This window comes from Brucella sp. (assembly GCF_032066345.1).
GTDB classification, from domain to species: Bacteria; Pseudomonadota; Alphaproteobacteria; order Rhizobiales; family Rhizobiaceae; genus Brucella; species Brucella pseudogrignonensis.
On sequence record NZ_DAMBKZ010000005.1, the window covers coordinates 37971 to 53537 of the forward strand.

Here is a 15567-nt window from a genome sequence, read left to right on the forward strand (position 1 = left end):
TCATATTTTGGGAGATGGAAAATGAATACGGGCTCGAATGATCTTTATCTGGTGATCGGTGCGACCGGCAAAACCGGCAGGCGCGTTGCGGAGAAATTGCGGGAGAAGGGCCTGTCTGTTCGTGCCGTATCGCGAAGCACGGAAATTGCCTTTGACTGGAATAGTCAATCCGGTTGGGCTGCGGCGCTTGAAGGTGTCACACAGGCCTATGTCACATATCAGCCGGATCTGGCTTTGCCGGGTGCGGTAGATGCAATCCGCGCATTTCTGATGGTCGCGAAGACGGCGGGTGTGAAACATGTCGTTCTTCTTTCCGGACGAGGTGAGGAGGAGGCCGAAGCTGCCGAGCAGGTGCTTCAAACCTCCGGCCTTGACTGGACCGTGCTGCGCGCAAGCTGGTTCATGCAGAACTTCAGTGAAAACTACATGCGGGATGAGCTTTTATCGGGTTCGCTGACGTTGCCGGTCGGACAGACAAAAGAGCCGTTCATCGATGCCGACGATATTGCTGATGTAGCGGTTGCAGCCCTGACGCAATCGAGCCACCGCAATCGCCTCTATGAGCTAACAGGCCCGGAACTGCTGAGTTTTAACGATGCAGTGAGCGAGCTCGCAGGCGCTACGGGGAGGGAGCTGTCGTTCTATTCTGTTTCGTTTGCTGATTATGAAGTGGCGTTGCGCGAACAGGCGCTGCCTGAAGATGTCATTGCGCTTCTACGCTATCTTTTCACTGAGCTTTTTGATGGTCGTAACGCCAAAGTGGCTCATGGCGTTGAGGAAGCTTTGGGTCGAAAGCCGCGCCGCTTTGCAGATTTTGCCCGCAAGGCCGCTGAAGAAGGCGCTTGGGAGGAAGGATCATGACGATGAGTTTTCAACTGCTTGTGCTGCTGACGGCATGGGGTAGTGCGATTACAGGCGGTATTTTCTATGCGTTCTCAAGCTTTGTGATGGCTGCTCTCGCACGCATTCCGGCAAATGCCGGCATACCGGCAATGCAGTCGATCAACATAACAGTGATTAATGGCACATTTTTTGCTGTCTTTTTTGGAACAGCATTGCTCTGTCTGGCGATAATTGCGCTCGGGCTGATGGGTTTTGGCAGCCTGTCGAAGTGGACGATGATCGGTGCTGGCATCTATCTGATCGGCACCATTGGCGTAACCATGATTCTGAATGTGCCGCTCAATGATCAGCTTGCCGTCATGGATGCAAATGCTGCTGCATCAGCGGATGTCTGGATCGCTTATGTGCGCGACTGGACTCTTTGGAACCATGTTCGCACCGTAGCAGCGTTGGTCGCAGCTCTTATGCTGGGAGCGAGTGCGCTGATAAAAGTCTGAATATTATCGAATAAGAAATCGGACAAATAAAAAAGGCGGGACAAGTCCCGCCTTTCCTCTGCCTTGCGGCAAAAATTATGCTGCGACGAGGTTGTCGGCAGACGAACGGCCCGAACGGCGGTCCTGTACGATTTCGTACGTAACCTTCTGGCCTTCATCGAGCGTGGCCAGACCAGCGCGCTGAACAGCGGAAATGTGAACGAATACGTCCGTGCCGCCCTGATCAGGCTGAATGAAGCCGAAGCCCTTGGTCGTGTTGAACCACTTAACAGTTCCCGTAGCCATGGGAAATTCCTTTGTAACATTAGTAGTCGTGTAGTCCGTATGCTTCGCACACGTCCCTGTGGATCGAATTTATGGACAGGAGATCGTCAGGAAGCACGGCAGGCCGGGCGGGTCGCAAAGTCACTTGACCGAAAAATCGATTGCCCGACTATATGCGACAAATTTGACCAATACAAGACAGGCTTTGATATCTCTAAAGGCCTATTTTTGAAATGCTTTTTCATATTCCGATCCAGATGTGATCGCTAACGTCTGCCAAATGCACCTGGAAGAGATGAAAAGAGATGGTTTTATTCCTCAAACGGGGATGCATTTTATAATGCTGCCAGCTGGATAAGCAGGTGCAAGCATCCGATAAAGTGAGCGGTCGGGTTCTCACACAAAAGTTCCAAAATGTTGCTACAGAGTGAGGCCGGAATTGTTTAAGAACAATCCCATGACCTTTGGTATTTACGCCTATATTTACTAGTGGTCTGATTCCAACATTTGCTTCCCTCGTTTCATGTGCTGAGCAAATGTTGGAATTTAAAAGGACCACTAGTAAGTATTTCTATCTAGTGGATTTTTCGAATTTGACGTTTGAAACAACATAAGTGTCAGCCGGAATTCAAACGTCAAATTCAAGCCACTAGCAAAGTTTTGCATCTGCCAAACACAAGCCCGATGAGGAAAGACGTGGTGTCCAAATCAAAGCAGGATAAGCCGCATAGGGCTACTCGCCCGCCTCGTCGTCATCCGGATAAGAGCAAGCAGGACGGCAGCGATCTTCTCTCGCAAGTTCGCATGATGATGAGCGCGTTCTGGGTGTCTCCCGTTCGCAATCAGCTGATCGCCTTGGGAACGGGTATCTTTGTGCTGATCGTTCTCATCGCTATCGGGCAGGTGGCAATCAACCGCTGGAATGTGCCGTTCTATAATGCGCTATCGGACCGCAATTTGAGTGCGTTTTTCCATCAGCTATTAATTTTCTTTGCCATTGCCGGCTCAGTTCTCATCCTTAACGTCTCACAGACCTGGCTGAACCAGATGTTCAAGCTGAAGCTGCGCGATGGGTTGGCGCGTGATCTGGTTGGTCAGTGGTTGCAGCCGGGGAGGGCGTTTCGACTGGCAAAGGCTGGCGAAATTGGCATCAATCCCGATCAGCGCTTGCAGGAAGATGCGCGCCATCTGGCCGAAACGACGAGCGATCTCGGCATCAATCTGCTGCAGTCGACAGTCATTCTGGTGAGTTTCGTCGGCGTCTTATGGTCGCTTTCAAGCGGCTTTGTCTTCCATGTATGGGGTTATAGTTTTTCTATTCCCGGCTACATGGTCTGGGCCGCTGTTTTTTATGCGGGTTCTGCGTCGCTGCTTTCGTGGTTTGTCGGTCGCAGCCTCGTCAATCACAATGCCAACCGCTATGCGCGCGAGGCTGATTTCCGCTTCTCGCTGATGCGGGTTAACGAGCATATCGATGCCGTAACACTCGCACGCGGTGAAGCTGATGAACGCCGCAGGCTGGATCGCGATCTCGATGCCGTTTTGAGCGCGATCAAGAGGATCGTCATTGCGACAACGAACCTCACATGGGTAACTGCTGGCTATGGCTGGTTCACGATTATTGCGCCGATTCTTGTCGCTGCACCGGTCTATTTTTCCGGTGGGCTGACCTTCGGTGGCCTTATGATGGCTGTGGGTGCCTTCACGCAGGTACATAATTCCCTACGCTGGTTCGTCGATAATTTCGGCGCTATTGCCGACTGGCGTGCAACGCTTTTGCGCGTTGCAAGCTTCCGTCAGGCTATCTTGCGAATGGATGATATCGGCCATATTGATCGCCAGATCACGCTCGAAACGAACGAAGACGAGCGTTTGACCATCGACGGTTTGTCGATTGCGGTGCCTGATGGGTGCCTCAATCTTGTTGAGAAGCAAGTAGCGATCAACCCCGGCGAACGTCTGTTTGTGACAGGGGCAACGGAGACCGAGCGCAGCCGGTTTTTCCGTGCTCTTGGTGGTTTGTGGCCGTGGGGAAGCGGACGCATCGGTCTGCCCGCTGGTGATCGCGTGGTGTTTATCCCTCATGCGCCTTATATCCCACCCGGCAACCTGCATGACGCCGTTGTATATCCACTGAATGCTGCCGATTTCTCTAAAAATCAGGTCGCGGAAGTGCTGAAATTCGCGGGGCTGGAGCGTCTGGAGCCACAGATTGATCGTACGTTGCGTTGGGATAGGACGCTCACTGATGACGAGCAGCAAAGCCTGGCACTCGCGCGACTTGTTCTGCAAAATCCAAGCTGGATCGTGATTGATGGCACATTGGACGGTATGGATGAAGAAGCGCGCAAACGCGCCTATGCAATCCTGACCGGCCCATTAAAAGATGCATCCGTCATTCATATCGGCAAAGGCCTTGGGCATAATGGCTTGTTCACACGCCAACTCCATCTTGAGATGGACTTGCAGGCTGATCCACTTCGCCTGCCGCATCAAACAGAAGCAACGGTCTAGGGTCTGTGGGGAATTAGCTACGGCGGTCTTTTCTCCTGTTCAGGACCAAAATCCGTCGCACGCCACGCCCGAAACCTAATTCCCCTCAGACCCTAGAGCTTATCTCGAAAAGTGCGAAGCGGTTTCCGGAGCAAGATGCGCGCCAAAACAAATAGATAAAGCATTGCCGAGTTCGTCATATTGGTGGTTGCTACCAAAGAAAAAGGCCGCAGATTTTCATCTGCGGCCTTTTTCGTGTCTCTCAGTTTGATTAATCGCGGAAGTAATCCTGCAGCGGACGGACTTCCATCGAACCGGCCTTAAGTGCAGCTATAGCTTCTGCCGCGGCTTCAGCACCAGCCATGGTGGTGTAGTAAGGCAGCTTCTGCATCAGTGTTGCGCGGCGGATCGACTTGCTGTCCGAAACAGCGCTTGCGCTGTCAGTCGTGTTAAAGACCAGATGGATCTGACGATTGCGGATCGCGTCTTCAACGTGCGGACGGCCTTCGATGACCTTGTTGATCTTTGTTGCCTCCACGCCGTTGGCGACGAGGAACTGCTGTGTTCCGCCGGTTGCCATTACCTTGAAGCCGATGCTTGCAAGCTTGCGGACTGCACCCAGTACGCGTTCCTTGTCTTCATCGCGAACTGAGACGAAGACCGTTCCTTCGCGCGGCAGTTCAACGCCTGCGCCGAGCTGCGCCTTGGCGAAGGCCAGTGCGTAGTCGTAGTCGAGGCCCATGACTTCACCGGTCGAACGCATTTCAGGTCCGAGCAGCGTATCGACGCCCGGGAAGCGTGCAAATGGGAACACGGCTTCCTTGACCGCGATGTGCGGGCGTGAAGGAGCCTGCGGCTTGCCGCCATACGCGCCGAGCGCTTCTTCAAGGCTTTCGCCAGCCATGATGCGGGCCGCAACCTTGGCAATCGGCGTGCCGATGGTCTTGGCAACGAACGGAACCGTACGCGAAGCGCGGGGGTTCACTTCAAGAATGAAGATTTCGCCGTCCTTGATCGCGAACTGGACGTTCATCAGGCCGCCAACATTAAGTGCCTTCGCAAGAGCTTCGGTCTGACGTTCCAGCTCTGCAACGGTTTCAGCCGAGAGCGAGTGAACTGGCAGCGAGCAGGCGCTGTCGCCCGAGTGAATACCGGCTTCTTCGATATGCTCCATGATGCCGGAAACGAAGCTGGTCTTGCCGTCGCAAAGGCAGTCGACGTCCACTTCGATGGCCTGTGTAAGATAGGTATCAAACAGGAGCGGGTTCTTGCCGAGCAGCGTGTTGATCTGACCAGTCTTGTCGTTTGGATACTTGGCTTTGATGTCTTCAGGGACCAGTTCCGGAACGGTATCGAGCAGATAGGCCTGCAGGCTGCGTTCATCATGGATGATCTGCATGGCGCGGCCACCCAGAACATAGGACGGACGAACAACCAGCGGGAAACCAAGATCTGCTGCGATCAGGCGTGCCTGTTCAACCGAATAGGCGATGCCGTTCTTTGGCTGGTTGAGGCCGAGCTTGATGAGCAGCTTCTGGAAGCGGTCGCGGTCTTCCGCAAGATCAATCGCGTCAGGCGAAGTGCCGAGGATCGGAATGCCAGCCTTTTCCAGTGCATTTGCAAGCTTGAGCGGGGTCTGGCCACCAAACTGTACGATCACGCCATGCAATGTGCCTTTTTCCTGCTCTACGCGCAGGATTTCCAACACATCTTCAGCTGTAAGCGGTTCGAAGTAGAGGCGGTCGGACGTGTCGTAATCGGTCGAAACTGTTTCCGGGTTGCAGTTGATCATGATGGCTTCGTAATCGGCATCGCCGAGTGCGAAAGCGGCGTGACAGCAGCAATAATCGAATTCGATGCCCTGACCGATGCGGTTTGGACCACCGCCGAGAATGACGACCTTCTTGCGATCCGAAACCTGTGCCTCGGAGCGAGGCTGACCGACGAATGGCGTTTCATAGGTCGAGTACATGTAGGCGGTTGGCGAAGCGAATTCTGCAGCGCAGGTATCGATGCGCTTGTAAACCGGATGCACATCAAGTGCACCGCGCAGCTTTGCCACATCCTCTGCGTCCTTGCCCGTCAGGCTGGCGAGGCGCGCATCGGAGAAGCCCATGGCCTTCAGCATACGCAGGTTTTCTGTATCCTGTGGCAGACCGTGTTCGCGAACACGCTCTTCGGTCTTCACAATGGCTTCGATTTGTTCGAGGAACCAAGGATCGATCTTGGACGCATCGTGAACCTGCTCGGTCGTCAAACCAAGGCGCATTGCCTGAGCGACCATGCGCAGACGGTCTGGCGTAGGCGTGCCGATGGCGGCGCGGATCGCGTTCTTCTCATCGCCTTCTTCAATATTTGGAATGGCGATTTCATCAAGGCCCGTCAGGCCGGTTTCGAGGCCGCGAAGCGCCTTCTGCAAGCTTTCCTGGAAAGTACGGCCAATGGCCATGACTTCACCGACTGACTTCATTGCGGTGGTCAGGATTGGCGAAGAGCCCGGGAACTTTTCGAATGCAAAGCGCGGGATCTTGGTGACGACATAGTCGATCGATGGTTCGAACGACGCTGGCGTTGCACCGCCGGTGATGTCGTTGTCGAGTTCATCCAGCGTGTAGCCGACAGCAAGCTTGGCTGCAACCTTGGCAATTGGGAAGCCGGTTGCCTTGGAAGCGAGAGCCGAAGAACGCGACACGCGCGGGTTCATTTCAATCACGATCATGCGGCCATTGGCCGGGTTGATCGCGAACTGCACGTTGGAGCCACCAGTTTCAACGCCGATCTCGCGCAGCACCGCAATCGAGGCGTTACGCATGATCTGGTATTCTTTGTCGGTCAGCGTCAGGGCTGGCGCAACGGTGATCGAGTCGCCGGTATGGACGCCCATAGGATCGAGGTTTTCGATCGAGCAGATGATGATGCAGTTATCCGCCTTGTCGCGGACGACTTCCATTTCATATTCTTTCCAACCCAGAACCGACTCTTCGATCAGAACTTCAGTCGTTGGCGATGCATCCAGACCACGTTCGATGATCTCAAAAAATTCCTGACGGTTGTAAGCGATGCCGCCGCCGGTGCCGCCGAGCGTGAAGCTTGGGCGGATAATGGCAGGCAGGCCAACCACGTCGAGTGCCTGCGCAGCCTTTGCAAGCGCGTGGCTCATGTAGCGCTGCTTGCGCTCAACTTCGCCCAGCTGCCATTCGGTTTCCAGCTTGTCGAGCGCCTTATCGAGATCATCGCCAGAATACTGCGACTTCACTTCAGCGCGCTTGGCTTCGTGACGCTTGCGGTCTTCGTCCTTAATTTCGGTCGCATTGGCCAGTCGCGATTCTGGCGTGTCGAGACCGATCTTTTCCATTGCTTCGCGGAAAAGGGCGCGGTCTTCTGCCTTGTCGATGGCTTCTGCATGTGCGCCGATCATCTCAACATTGTAGCGCTCAAGAACGCCCATGCGGCGGAGCGACAAAGCAGTGTTCAGCGCGGTCTGGCCGCCCATGGTTGGCAGCAGTGCGTCAGGACGTTCCTTGGCAATGATCTTGGCGACGACTTCAGGCGTAATTGGTTCGATATAGGTCGCGTCCGCCAGGTCAGGATCGGTCATGATCGTGGCTGGATTGGAGTTGACGAGGATGATGCGGTAGCCTTCCTCTTTCAACGCTTTACAGGCCTGCGTGCCGGAATAATCGAACTCGCAAGCCTGGCCGATAACAATGGGGCCCGCGCCGATAATCAGGATCGATTTGATATCTGTACGTTTCGGCATGGGGGCGTTTTCCTTGTTCTTAGCCTGCCAGAAAAGCCCGCACGGTTTACCGGCGGGTTGGCAGAGAGAAATTCTGTGGGCTAAGCTGGCCTTATAGGCAATGATGACCCAAAGCGGAACCCCACAAATGCCCTTATTTAAAAGAAAATGCGGGCATTTACGGAAAATCACAAACAAGCGTCGAGATTGCAACCACTCATTGGTGCGTTTGTTGCAGATACGTGTTTGTTTGTGATCCTCGCTCATTTACTTTTTCTGTTGCCGCGCCAACTGTTTGTGCGACAATTGCTTGCAACAGATTGGTGCTGCCTTCTTAACGGCTGGCACGGTGAAGGGGAGTTGGTCCATGCGTTGGCAAGGCCGTAGACAAAGCGATAATGTTGAGGATGTGCGTGGACAACAAAGTGGCGGCCTCGGCGGCGGCTTTGGTCGTGGTGGCGGCATAGGCGGCGGACCGGGCTTTCGCATTGTTCGCGGCGGCGGCATTTCCGGTATTCTCATTCTCGTTGTGATGTTCTTCGTGTTGCGTGCAATTGGCATTGATCCACTGCCATTCCTGTTTGGGGATGGCAGTATCCAGTCCACGCAGACGCAGCAGAGCAGTGGTCGCACGCCTGCCGAGGGCGGCAAGGTCGCCAATGACGAGGCGACACAATTTGCTCGCACCATTCTCGCTGAAACTGAAGATACATGGAGCGGAATTTTCCAGTCGCGCGGGCAGACATACACACCGCCGACGATGGTTCTGTTTTCGGATGGTGTTCGTTCAGCCTGCGGTATGGCTTCGGCGGCTTCGGGGCCATTCTACTGCCCCGGTGATCGTAAGCTTTATATCGATCTGACTTTCTTCAATGAACTGGCCACTAAGTTCGGTGCATCGGGTGATTTCGCCAATGCCTATGTTATTGCGCATGAGGTCGGCCACCATGTTCAAAACCTGCTCGGCATCCTGCCGCGCTTCAACCAGATGCGTCAGCAGATGAGTCAGGCTCAGGCCAACCAGATGTCTGTTCGTGTCGAATTGCAGGCCGATTGTTTTGCTGGTGTCTGGGGATATTACACAAACCAGAAGGGCATTCTGGAAGCTGGCGATCTTGAAGAAGCGATCAACGCCGCGCACCAGATTGGTGACGATACGCTGCAAAAGCGTAGTCAGGGCTATGTCGTTCCTGAAAGCTTCAATCACGGAACGTCTGCACAGCGCGCCAAGTGGTTCCAACGCGGTTTCCAGAGCGGCAAGATCGAATCTTGCGATACTTTCAGCGGCGATGTCTGATCGCTAAAGCCGATATAAACAACGAAAAAAGCCGGGATCAAATCCCGGCTTTTTCTTTTCTTAACAGAGTCTTAAACAACAAATCTAGAGCGTTGATTCACGCAGCCTCTTCGCGTTCTGGCAGAAGAGCTTCGCCCTTCTTTTCGCGGATCAGATTGATGAAGCGACGGAAGAGATAGTGGCTATCCTGCGGGCCGGGAGAAGCTTCCGGATGATGCTGTACGGAGAACACCGGCTTGCCGATGACGCGCAGGCCGCAATTGGTGCCGTCGAACAGCGATACATGCGTTTCTTCTACATGGTCTGGCAGGCTGTCGGAATCGACCGCGAAGCCGTGGTTCATCGAAACAATCTCAACCTTACCGGTGGTGTAATCCTTGACCGGATGGTTTGCGCCGTGATGGCCCTGATGCATCTTCTCGGTTTTAGCGCCGAGTGCCAGTGCCAGCATCTGGTGTCCAAGGCAGATGCCGAAAACAGGCAGTTCGCTATCAACCAGCTTCTGGATCGTTGGCACAGCATATTCACCGGTGGCAGCCGGATCGCCAGGACCGTTCGAAAGGAAGATGCCGTCTGGATTATAGGCCAGTACATCTTCTGCAGTAGCGGTTGCAGGCAGAACCGTGACCTTCGCGCCGAGGCCGGAAAGCAGACGCAGAATGTTACGCTTCACGCCGAAGTCGAGTGCTACGACATGATACTGGTTGTCGGCCTGTTCGCTATAGCCTTCGCCCAGCGTCCAGGGGGTCTGGTCCCAGGTCAGGCTCTGGCCGATGGTGACATCCTTTGCCAGATCGAGATTTTCCAGACCGCTCCAGTTAGCAGCGCGGGCCTTGAGAGCGTCGATGTCGAACTTACCTTCAGGATCATGTGCGATGACGGCATTCTGCGCGCCGCGCTCACGGATCAGCGATGTTAGGGCGCGGGTATCGATGCCGGCGAGCGCGATGACGCCGCGGTTTTTGAGCCAGGTGTTGAGGTCTTCCGATGAACGGAAGTTCGAAGGCGTTGTGATGTCTGCCTTGAAGATCGCGCCGACTGCGCCGTGGCGGTTGGCTGGCGTCAGGTCTTCGATGTCTTCAGCATTCGCACCGACATTGCCGATATGCGGGAAGGTGAAGGTCACGATCTGTCCGGCATAGGACGGATCGGTCAGGATTTCTTCATAACCGGTGAGGGCGGTGTTGAAGACCACTTCTGCTTCAATCGCGCCGGTTGCGCCAAGGCCCTGACCTTCGATAACGGTTCCGTCTGCCAGAACCAGAATGGCGGTTCGCTTGGTCGTCGTCCAGGGTGCGGTTTTCGATGTGGTTTCGGTCATAGGTGCACTCCTGTGTGGTTTCGCGGCTGCCGTCTGGCGCACGTTTCGAGTTTATCAGTATGCGACATGCGCCTGTTTTCAGCCAGCCAGTTGAGAGGCTGCTTGAAAACTGGAACTTTTAGAGCCATATACGCGCCAAAAAGCAGCGGGGTTAAAAACCTTCCGCCGTGAGCACATGCCGATGTCCTGCTAAGCCTCGAGCAATAGAGAAAGTTGGGCGCGGGGTCAATCGTCTTGATCTATTGTTTCCGGGAATATCGGCGATAATTGCCGAGTTTTTACTTGTGGGATGATGGTTTCGACAGCTCGGCGGATATGCAGCATTGCTGTATAGCTATATTTCTTACCTAACCGTCAGGAGAGACGTTATGCTTCGCCAGGAGATTTCTCAGGCACTTACCAATGCAATGAAGGCACAGGATAAGCTGCGCTTGTCGACACTGCGTCTGATTATGGCTGCGGTTAAGGACCGTGACATTGCTAATCGCGGCGCTGGCAAAGATCCGGTTGGCGACGAGGAACTGCTTGGCATTCTCGGAAAGATGGTCAAGCAGCGCGAAGAATCCGCGCGCATCTATGAAGAAGGAAATCGTATTGAGCTCGCTGAAGGCGAACGTCAGGAAATTGCGATCCTCAATGATTTCCTGCCAACGCAGATGAGCGATGATGAGATCAAGACGGCTTGTGAAACGGTTATTGCAGATATCGGTGCGCAGGGCCTTCGCGATATGGGCAAGGTCATGGCCGCATTGAAAGAACGCTATGCAGGCCAGATGGACTTCACCAAAGCCAGCGCTCTGGTGAAGACACTGCTTCAATAGAAGCGCCTTTGTTGTGAATAAAAAAGCCCCGCTTTTGCGGGGCTTTTTGTTAGCTTTGCTTCGCTGTCTTCAAGCGGGTTGCACTGAGCAGTCCTTGTTCTTCGAGAACCGGATATGCCATCGATGCCAGCAATGAATTGATCTGCTTGAGATCGCGAATGGTGTCGAGATGGATGGTGCTAGTTTCGATACTGCGTGTTGAGCCTTCGCGAAGGCGAGAGAAGTGACGCATACTCGTCTGCTTTTCGAGATCGCGCAGATTGTCCTTCTCCTGCACCAGCAGGCGCGCCGTGCGACCATCACGCGAAACAATCACGTTGAAAGCCATATGCGCGTTGGCCAGCACCATGGCATGGAAGTGGCTCAGCTCCTTCCAGCCTTCTTCGGTGAATTCGAGATTGTGGTCCATCTTCTTTTGCACATGCGCAAGCATGTTGCGGACGATGATGTCGCCTACCTGTTCGAGCTTGACGCAGGCACCCATCAGCTCCTGCATACGGAGCGCTTCAAACTCATCAAGATCCTTGCTTGCAAGCCTGGTGAGATAAAGCTTGATCGCCGCATGTTTTTTGTCGACCCGGTCATCGAGTGCTGCGAGTTCATTAATACGGGCCTGATCCGGCTTCTCGTAAAGGTCGATAATGCGGCGCAGCATTACTTCGATCGTGTCGCAGACGCCCACAACTTCGCGCGTTGCATTGGCAAGCGCCTGCGAAGGGCGGTCGAGTACGGCATTGTCGAGTGCGCTGTATTCTTCGACCTCGATTGGCTGAACGGGGGCATTCTTGTCCGAGTTGAGATGCACCAATGCTTCTGTTGCTCGCAGAACCAGGCCAGACAATGGAATGCCCGCAAGCATGATGATGACATTGAACAGGATATGTGCGTTGACCACCTGCGAGACAGGGTCGCCGCCGAGGAAGCCGAGCGAAGGCTTGAAGCTTTCAAACAGCACCAGCATGATCATCGAACCTGCACCGCGCATCAGCAAATTGCCGAGCGGGACGACGCGAGTTTCGGGTGGCGCGTTGCGGGTCAGAATTGGGGCGATAATGGACGAGCCGAGATTGACACCCAGCACCATGATAACTGCAAGCTCGGGCGTGATTAGTCCCCGGGACGCGAATGTGGTTAGCAGGATGACGCCTGCAATGCTTGAATGGAACAGCCAGGTCATCAGTGCGGCCAGAAGATAGGTCGTCACCGGATCGCTGGAGAGATAATCTACGATAATTGGCAGAAGCTCGCTCTGACGCAGCGGCTCGGTGGCCTGTCCTGTCATTTCCAGAGACATGATGAGCAGGCCGATGCCGACGAGGATGCGGCCAATCTGGCGCCAGTCCCGTCGCTCGGTGGTCATGAAAATGGCGGTGCCCGAAACAAGGCAGAGCGGTACAAGCAAGGTCAGATCATAGCTCAGGATCTTGACGACAAGCGCCGATCCAAGTTCGCCGCCGCGCACAGCCATCAAGCCCGCAACGCCGCTCACAATGCCTGATCCGACAAAAGAGCCGACCAAAAGTGTGACTGCGGTGGAACTTTGCAGGGCAATTGCCATGACGAGGCCGAAGGCTATCGCCAGCAGCGGGTTCTGCATCTGATTGCGCAGACGACGGCGTAGCCGATCACCATAGGCGCGCTCCACACCCGTTCGCACCATGCGGGTCGCCCAAAGAAGGAGAGCAACAGCACCAGCAAGATGCAAAAGGACAAGAGAACCGTTCATTGGAACTCCTTTCGGGTTGGAGATTGGGGGATCAAATTTTTCAATTAAGTCTAAACAACAAAAAGAGAAAAAATATGTTCCGGCTAATTATATTAATGAGGGAATATGAGCCTGAAATCCCTCTAAATCAAGCGGCGTCGCTTCAATGTGAAAGATATGTGACAGTTTTATGACATATCGGGCGACGCAGTCCCTATGTACTGCGGACTGTGATTAGCGGGGAGGGCCGCTTCTGTGTCATGGACTGCGTGTTCGCGCGCGCCTATATATGCTGAAGAACAAATTGCCTGCTGAGCTGAAAGAGACAATCGTAATGCGTTTTCCGCCTTCCTTTCTCGATGAGATCCGAGATCGCGTGCCGATCTCGACGCTGATCGGAACGCGCGTTTCGTTTGATCGGAAAAAGAGCAATCCGCCGAAGGGTGATTTCTGGGGCTGTTGCCCGTTCCATGGCGAAAAAACGCCAAGCTTCCACTGCGAAGACCGTAAGGGACGTTACCACTGTTTTGGTTGCGGAGTAACCGGCGATCACTTCAAATTTCTGACCGAGCTGGAAGGCGCAAGCTTTCCTGAAGCGGTGGAGCGCGTCGCTGACATGGCTGGCGTGCCGATGCCCGCGCGCGATCCGGAAATGGAAAAGCGCGAAGCGCAGCGCGCATCGCTTTATGATGTGATGGAACTTGCAGCGCAGTTTTTTGAAAGCCAGCTGCAGGTTGCTGCAGGCGCAAAGGCGCGTGCTTATCTGCGCGATCGCGGACTTTCTAGCGCAACACAGCAGACTTTTCGCATTGGTTATGCGCCGGAATCGCGCAATGCGCTGAAAGAGTTCCTGGCGGGAAAAGGTATCGCGAAAGATCAGATCGAAGCCTGCGGCCTCGTTGTCCATGGTGAAGGCATTGCGGTTTCCTATGATCGTTTCCGTGATCGTATCATGTTCCCGATTGAGGATTTGCGCGGACGCATTGTCGCTTTTGGTGGTCGTGCGCTTTCGGCTGACGCCCCTGCAAAATACCTCAATTCACCGGAAACCGAGCTGTTTCATAAGGGCCGCATTCTTTATAATGGCCTCCGTGCGCGCAAGGCGTGTCAGCCACAGGGCGGCGAACCGGCAAAGCCGATCATCGCTGTTGAAGGCTATATGGATGTGATTGCGCTGGCACAGGCGGGCATTGAGCAGGCCGTGGCGCCGCTCGGAACTGCACTGACAGAAGAGCAGCTTGAATTGCTCTGGCGCATCAGTCCTGAACCTATCCTCTGCTTTGACGGCGATGGCGCAGGTGTTCGTGCAGCCTATCGTGCGGCTGATCTGGCATTGCCTACGTTGCAGCCGGGTAAATCGTTGCGTTTCGCGATGCTTCCCGAAGGGCAGGACCCGGACGATCTGGTTAAGGCAGAAGGTCCGTCCGCGTTTTATTCCGTTTTGCGTGATGCTAAGCCGCTGGTCGATATGGTCTGGACGCGTGAGACTGCCAGCGGCGTTTACGACACGCCGGAGCGGCGTGCGGAACTTGAAGCGCGTTTGCGCGAAATCACCAGCCGCATCGCAAATGAGGACATTCGGCGCCATTATAGCCAGGAAATGCGTGACAGAGCTCAGGCATTTTTTGGGCAGAGACGGCAAAATAATGGCGGAAATACGTTTAATCGTGGCAAAGATAAGGCGCGAGGCCCTCAGCAGGGTCGCGGCGGTGCTGCCTTTGGCGGTCGTCTGTCGTTTTCTGACAGTCTGACACGCTCCAACATGGTCAAAGGCCGCAACGCGTCGCTGCGCGAAACGGCAATCGTTTTGATGCTGCTTAACCATCCGCGTCTGATCGAAGAAGATTTTGAGACGATGGCCGCACTGGATCTTGAGCACGATGCTTTGAAGGTATTGCATCTGGCAATGCTGGATGTGCTGGCCTCCAATCATGTCGAAGATGGATATGCGATGCGCAAGGCGCTGGTTGCGGCCGGGCATGTCGAATTGATCGAGACGCTTGAAGCTGTTGTCAGGCGCACGCGCGAGTGGACTGCCACGGCGCAGGCGGCCGAGGATGATGTTCGCGAAGCCTTAAAACAAGCGCTTCACTTGCATCAGCGGGCGCGCACCCTACATAGGGAGTTGCGCGCTGTCGAAGCATCGCTTGATAGTGATGAAACGGGTGAAATTTTCGCCCGACTTATTGATATTCAGAAACAGATTGCTCAGGCAGAAGCAACCGAAGCCCTCATTGACGGGTTTGGACTTTCATCGGGACGCGCACCGGGAAGTTCGTGATTTCAGTCATGCTGCCTGCAATCAGGTAAACGCGTAACAGTTTAATGTCACAGGCCCCGAATCACCTGGAAACGGCGAAAGACTTCAAACTGCCGGAAATGGCGGGTTTGCGGGAATTTGCGGCGTTGAAAAGGGCCGAGAACGCGCCGCGACAATAAATGATTCGCTTTTTGGACCCGAATCAGGTGAGTCGCTCTTGACGTGCGGCACAAATGACGGAATCACGACAGTTCGAGCAAGGATTAAAGAACTGATATTGATAAACGTTCCCTAAGTGGACTCCTGAAATCAGCCTTGATGGGCGAT

10 protein-coding genes are annotated in these 15567 nt (G+C 54.4%); 6 read left to right on the forward strand and 4 right to left on the reverse strand.

Features of this window, described 5'->3' with window-relative positions; all coding sequences use genetic code 11:
* Nucleotides 1-21: 21 nt before the first annotated feature.
* On the forward strand, nucleotides 22-861 hold the full coding sequence (locus RT142_RS08155; RefSeq protein WP_313028269.1) for an NAD(P)H-binding protein: 840 nt from the start codon (nucleotides 22-24) through the stop codon (nucleotides 859-861).
* Nucleotides 858-1340, forward strand: a complete 483-nt coding sequence (locus RT142_RS08160) for a DUF1772 domain-containing protein (protein ID WP_313028270.1) — start codon at nucleotides 858-860, stop codon at nucleotides 1338-1340. The genes RT142_RS08155 and RT142_RS08160 overlap by 4 nt, the downstream gene beginning before the upstream one ends.
* A 75-nt stretch (nucleotides 1341-1415) precedes the next feature.
* Here the strand turns inward: RT142_RS08160 and RT142_RS08165 are convergent, their stop codons facing one another.
* A complete protein-coding gene (locus RT142_RS08165) occupies nucleotides 1416-1625 on the reverse strand; it encodes a cold-shock protein (protein WP_007875924.1) in 210 nt (69 codons plus the stop codon).
* A 675-nt stretch (nucleotides 1626-2300) separates the two neighbouring features.
* Between RT142_RS08165 and RT142_RS08170 the strand changes: the two genes are divergently transcribed.
* Nucleotides 2301-4118: an ABC transporter ATP-binding protein/permease gene (locus RT142_RS08170; protein WP_083898634.1), complete on the forward strand. Its 1818-nt coding sequence runs from the start codon at nucleotides 2301-2303 to the stop codon at nucleotides 4116-4118.
* Between the two features lie 250 nt (nucleotides 4119-4368).
* Here RT142_RS08170 and carB read toward each other — a convergent pair whose 3' ends face one another.
* Nucleotides 4369-7857 carry a carbamoyl-phosphate synthase large subunit gene (carB, locus tag RT142_RS08175; RefSeq protein ID WP_064320847.1) on the reverse strand — a complete coding sequence of 1163 codons (3489 nt, stop codon included), beginning with the start codon at nucleotides 7855-7857 and terminating at the stop codon, nucleotides 4369-4371.
* Nucleotides 7858-8203: 346 nt separating this feature from the next.
* On the opposite strand from carB, the gene RT142_RS08180 reads away from it, so the two are divergent.
* Nucleotides 8204-9133 (forward strand): neutral zinc metallopeptidase, encoded by a 930-nt coding sequence (locus RT142_RS08180; protein WP_313028273.1) that lies wholly within the window; start codon nucleotides 8204-8206, stop codon nucleotides 9131-9133.
* A 97-nt stretch (nucleotides 9134-9230) separates the two neighbouring features.
* On the opposite strand, the gene carA is transcribed toward RT142_RS08180, so the two are convergent.
* A complete protein-coding gene (carA, locus tag RT142_RS08185; protein ID WP_079212106.1) occupies nucleotides 9231-10454 on the reverse strand; it encodes a glutamine-hydrolyzing carbamoyl-phosphate synthase small subunit in 1224 nt (407 codons plus the stop codon).
* 368 nt (nucleotides 10455-10822) lie between these two features.
* Between carA and RT142_RS08190 the strand changes: the two genes are divergently transcribed.
* On the forward strand, nucleotides 10823-11275 hold the full coding sequence (locus RT142_RS08190) for a GatB/YqeY domain-containing protein (protein ID WP_007875918.1): 453 nt from the start codon (nucleotides 10823-10825) through the stop codon (nucleotides 11273-11275).
* A gap of 49 nt (nucleotides 11276-11324) precedes the next feature.
* Here the strand turns inward: RT142_RS08190 and RT142_RS08195 are convergent, their stop codons facing one another.
* Entirely contained in the window at nucleotides 11325-13001 is a 1677-nt protein-coding gene (locus RT142_RS08195) for a Na/Pi cotransporter family protein (protein WP_007875915.1), read from the reverse strand.
* Between the two features lie 313 nt (nucleotides 13002-13314).
* On the opposite strand from RT142_RS08195, the gene dnaG reads away from it, so the two are divergent.
* On the forward strand, nucleotides 13315-15261 hold the full coding sequence (gene dnaG / locus RT142_RS08200; RefSeq protein WP_313028276.1) for a DNA primase: 1947 nt from the start codon (nucleotides 13315-13317) through the stop codon (nucleotides 15259-15261).
* The last annotated feature ends 306 nt before the right edge of the window (nucleotides 15262-15567 follow it).

Excerpts from the sequence above, each read along its gene's own strand:
- RT142_RS08180 (WP_313028273.1), top strand. The coding sequence starts at position 8,204 with ATGCGTTGGCAAGGCCGTAGACAAAGCGATAATGTTGAGGATGTGCGT.
- RT142_RS08195 (WP_007875915.1), bottom strand. The coding sequence starts at position 13,001 with ATGAACGGTTCTCTTGTCCTTTTGCATCTTGCTGGTGCTGTTGCTCTC.
- RT142_RS08155 (WP_313028269.1), top strand. The coding sequence starts at position 22 with ATGAATACGGGCTCGAATGATCTTTATCTGGTGATCGGTGCGACCGGC.
- carB (WP_064320847.1), bottom strand. The coding sequence starts at position 7,857 with ATGCCGAAACGTACAGATATCAAATCGATCCTGATTATCGGCGCGGGC.
- dnaG (WP_313028276.1), top strand. The coding sequence starts at position 13,315 with ATGCGTTTTCCGCCTTCCTTTCTCGATGAGATCCGAGATCGCGTGCCG.
- RT142_RS08160 (WP_313028270.1), top strand. The coding sequence starts at position 858 with ATGACGATGAGTTTTCAACTGCTTGTGCTGCTGACGGCATGGGGTAGT.
- carA (WP_079212106.1), bottom strand. The coding sequence starts at position 10,454 with ATGACCGAAACCACATCGAAAACCGCACCCTGGACGACGACCAAGCGA.
- RT142_RS08190 (WP_007875918.1), top strand. The coding sequence starts at position 10,823 with ATGCTTCGCCAGGAGATTTCTCAGGCACTTACCAATGCAATGAAGGCA.
- RT142_RS08165 (WP_007875924.1), bottom strand. The coding sequence starts at position 1,625 with ATGGCTACGGGAACTGTTAAGTGGTTCAACACGACCAAGGGCTTCGGC.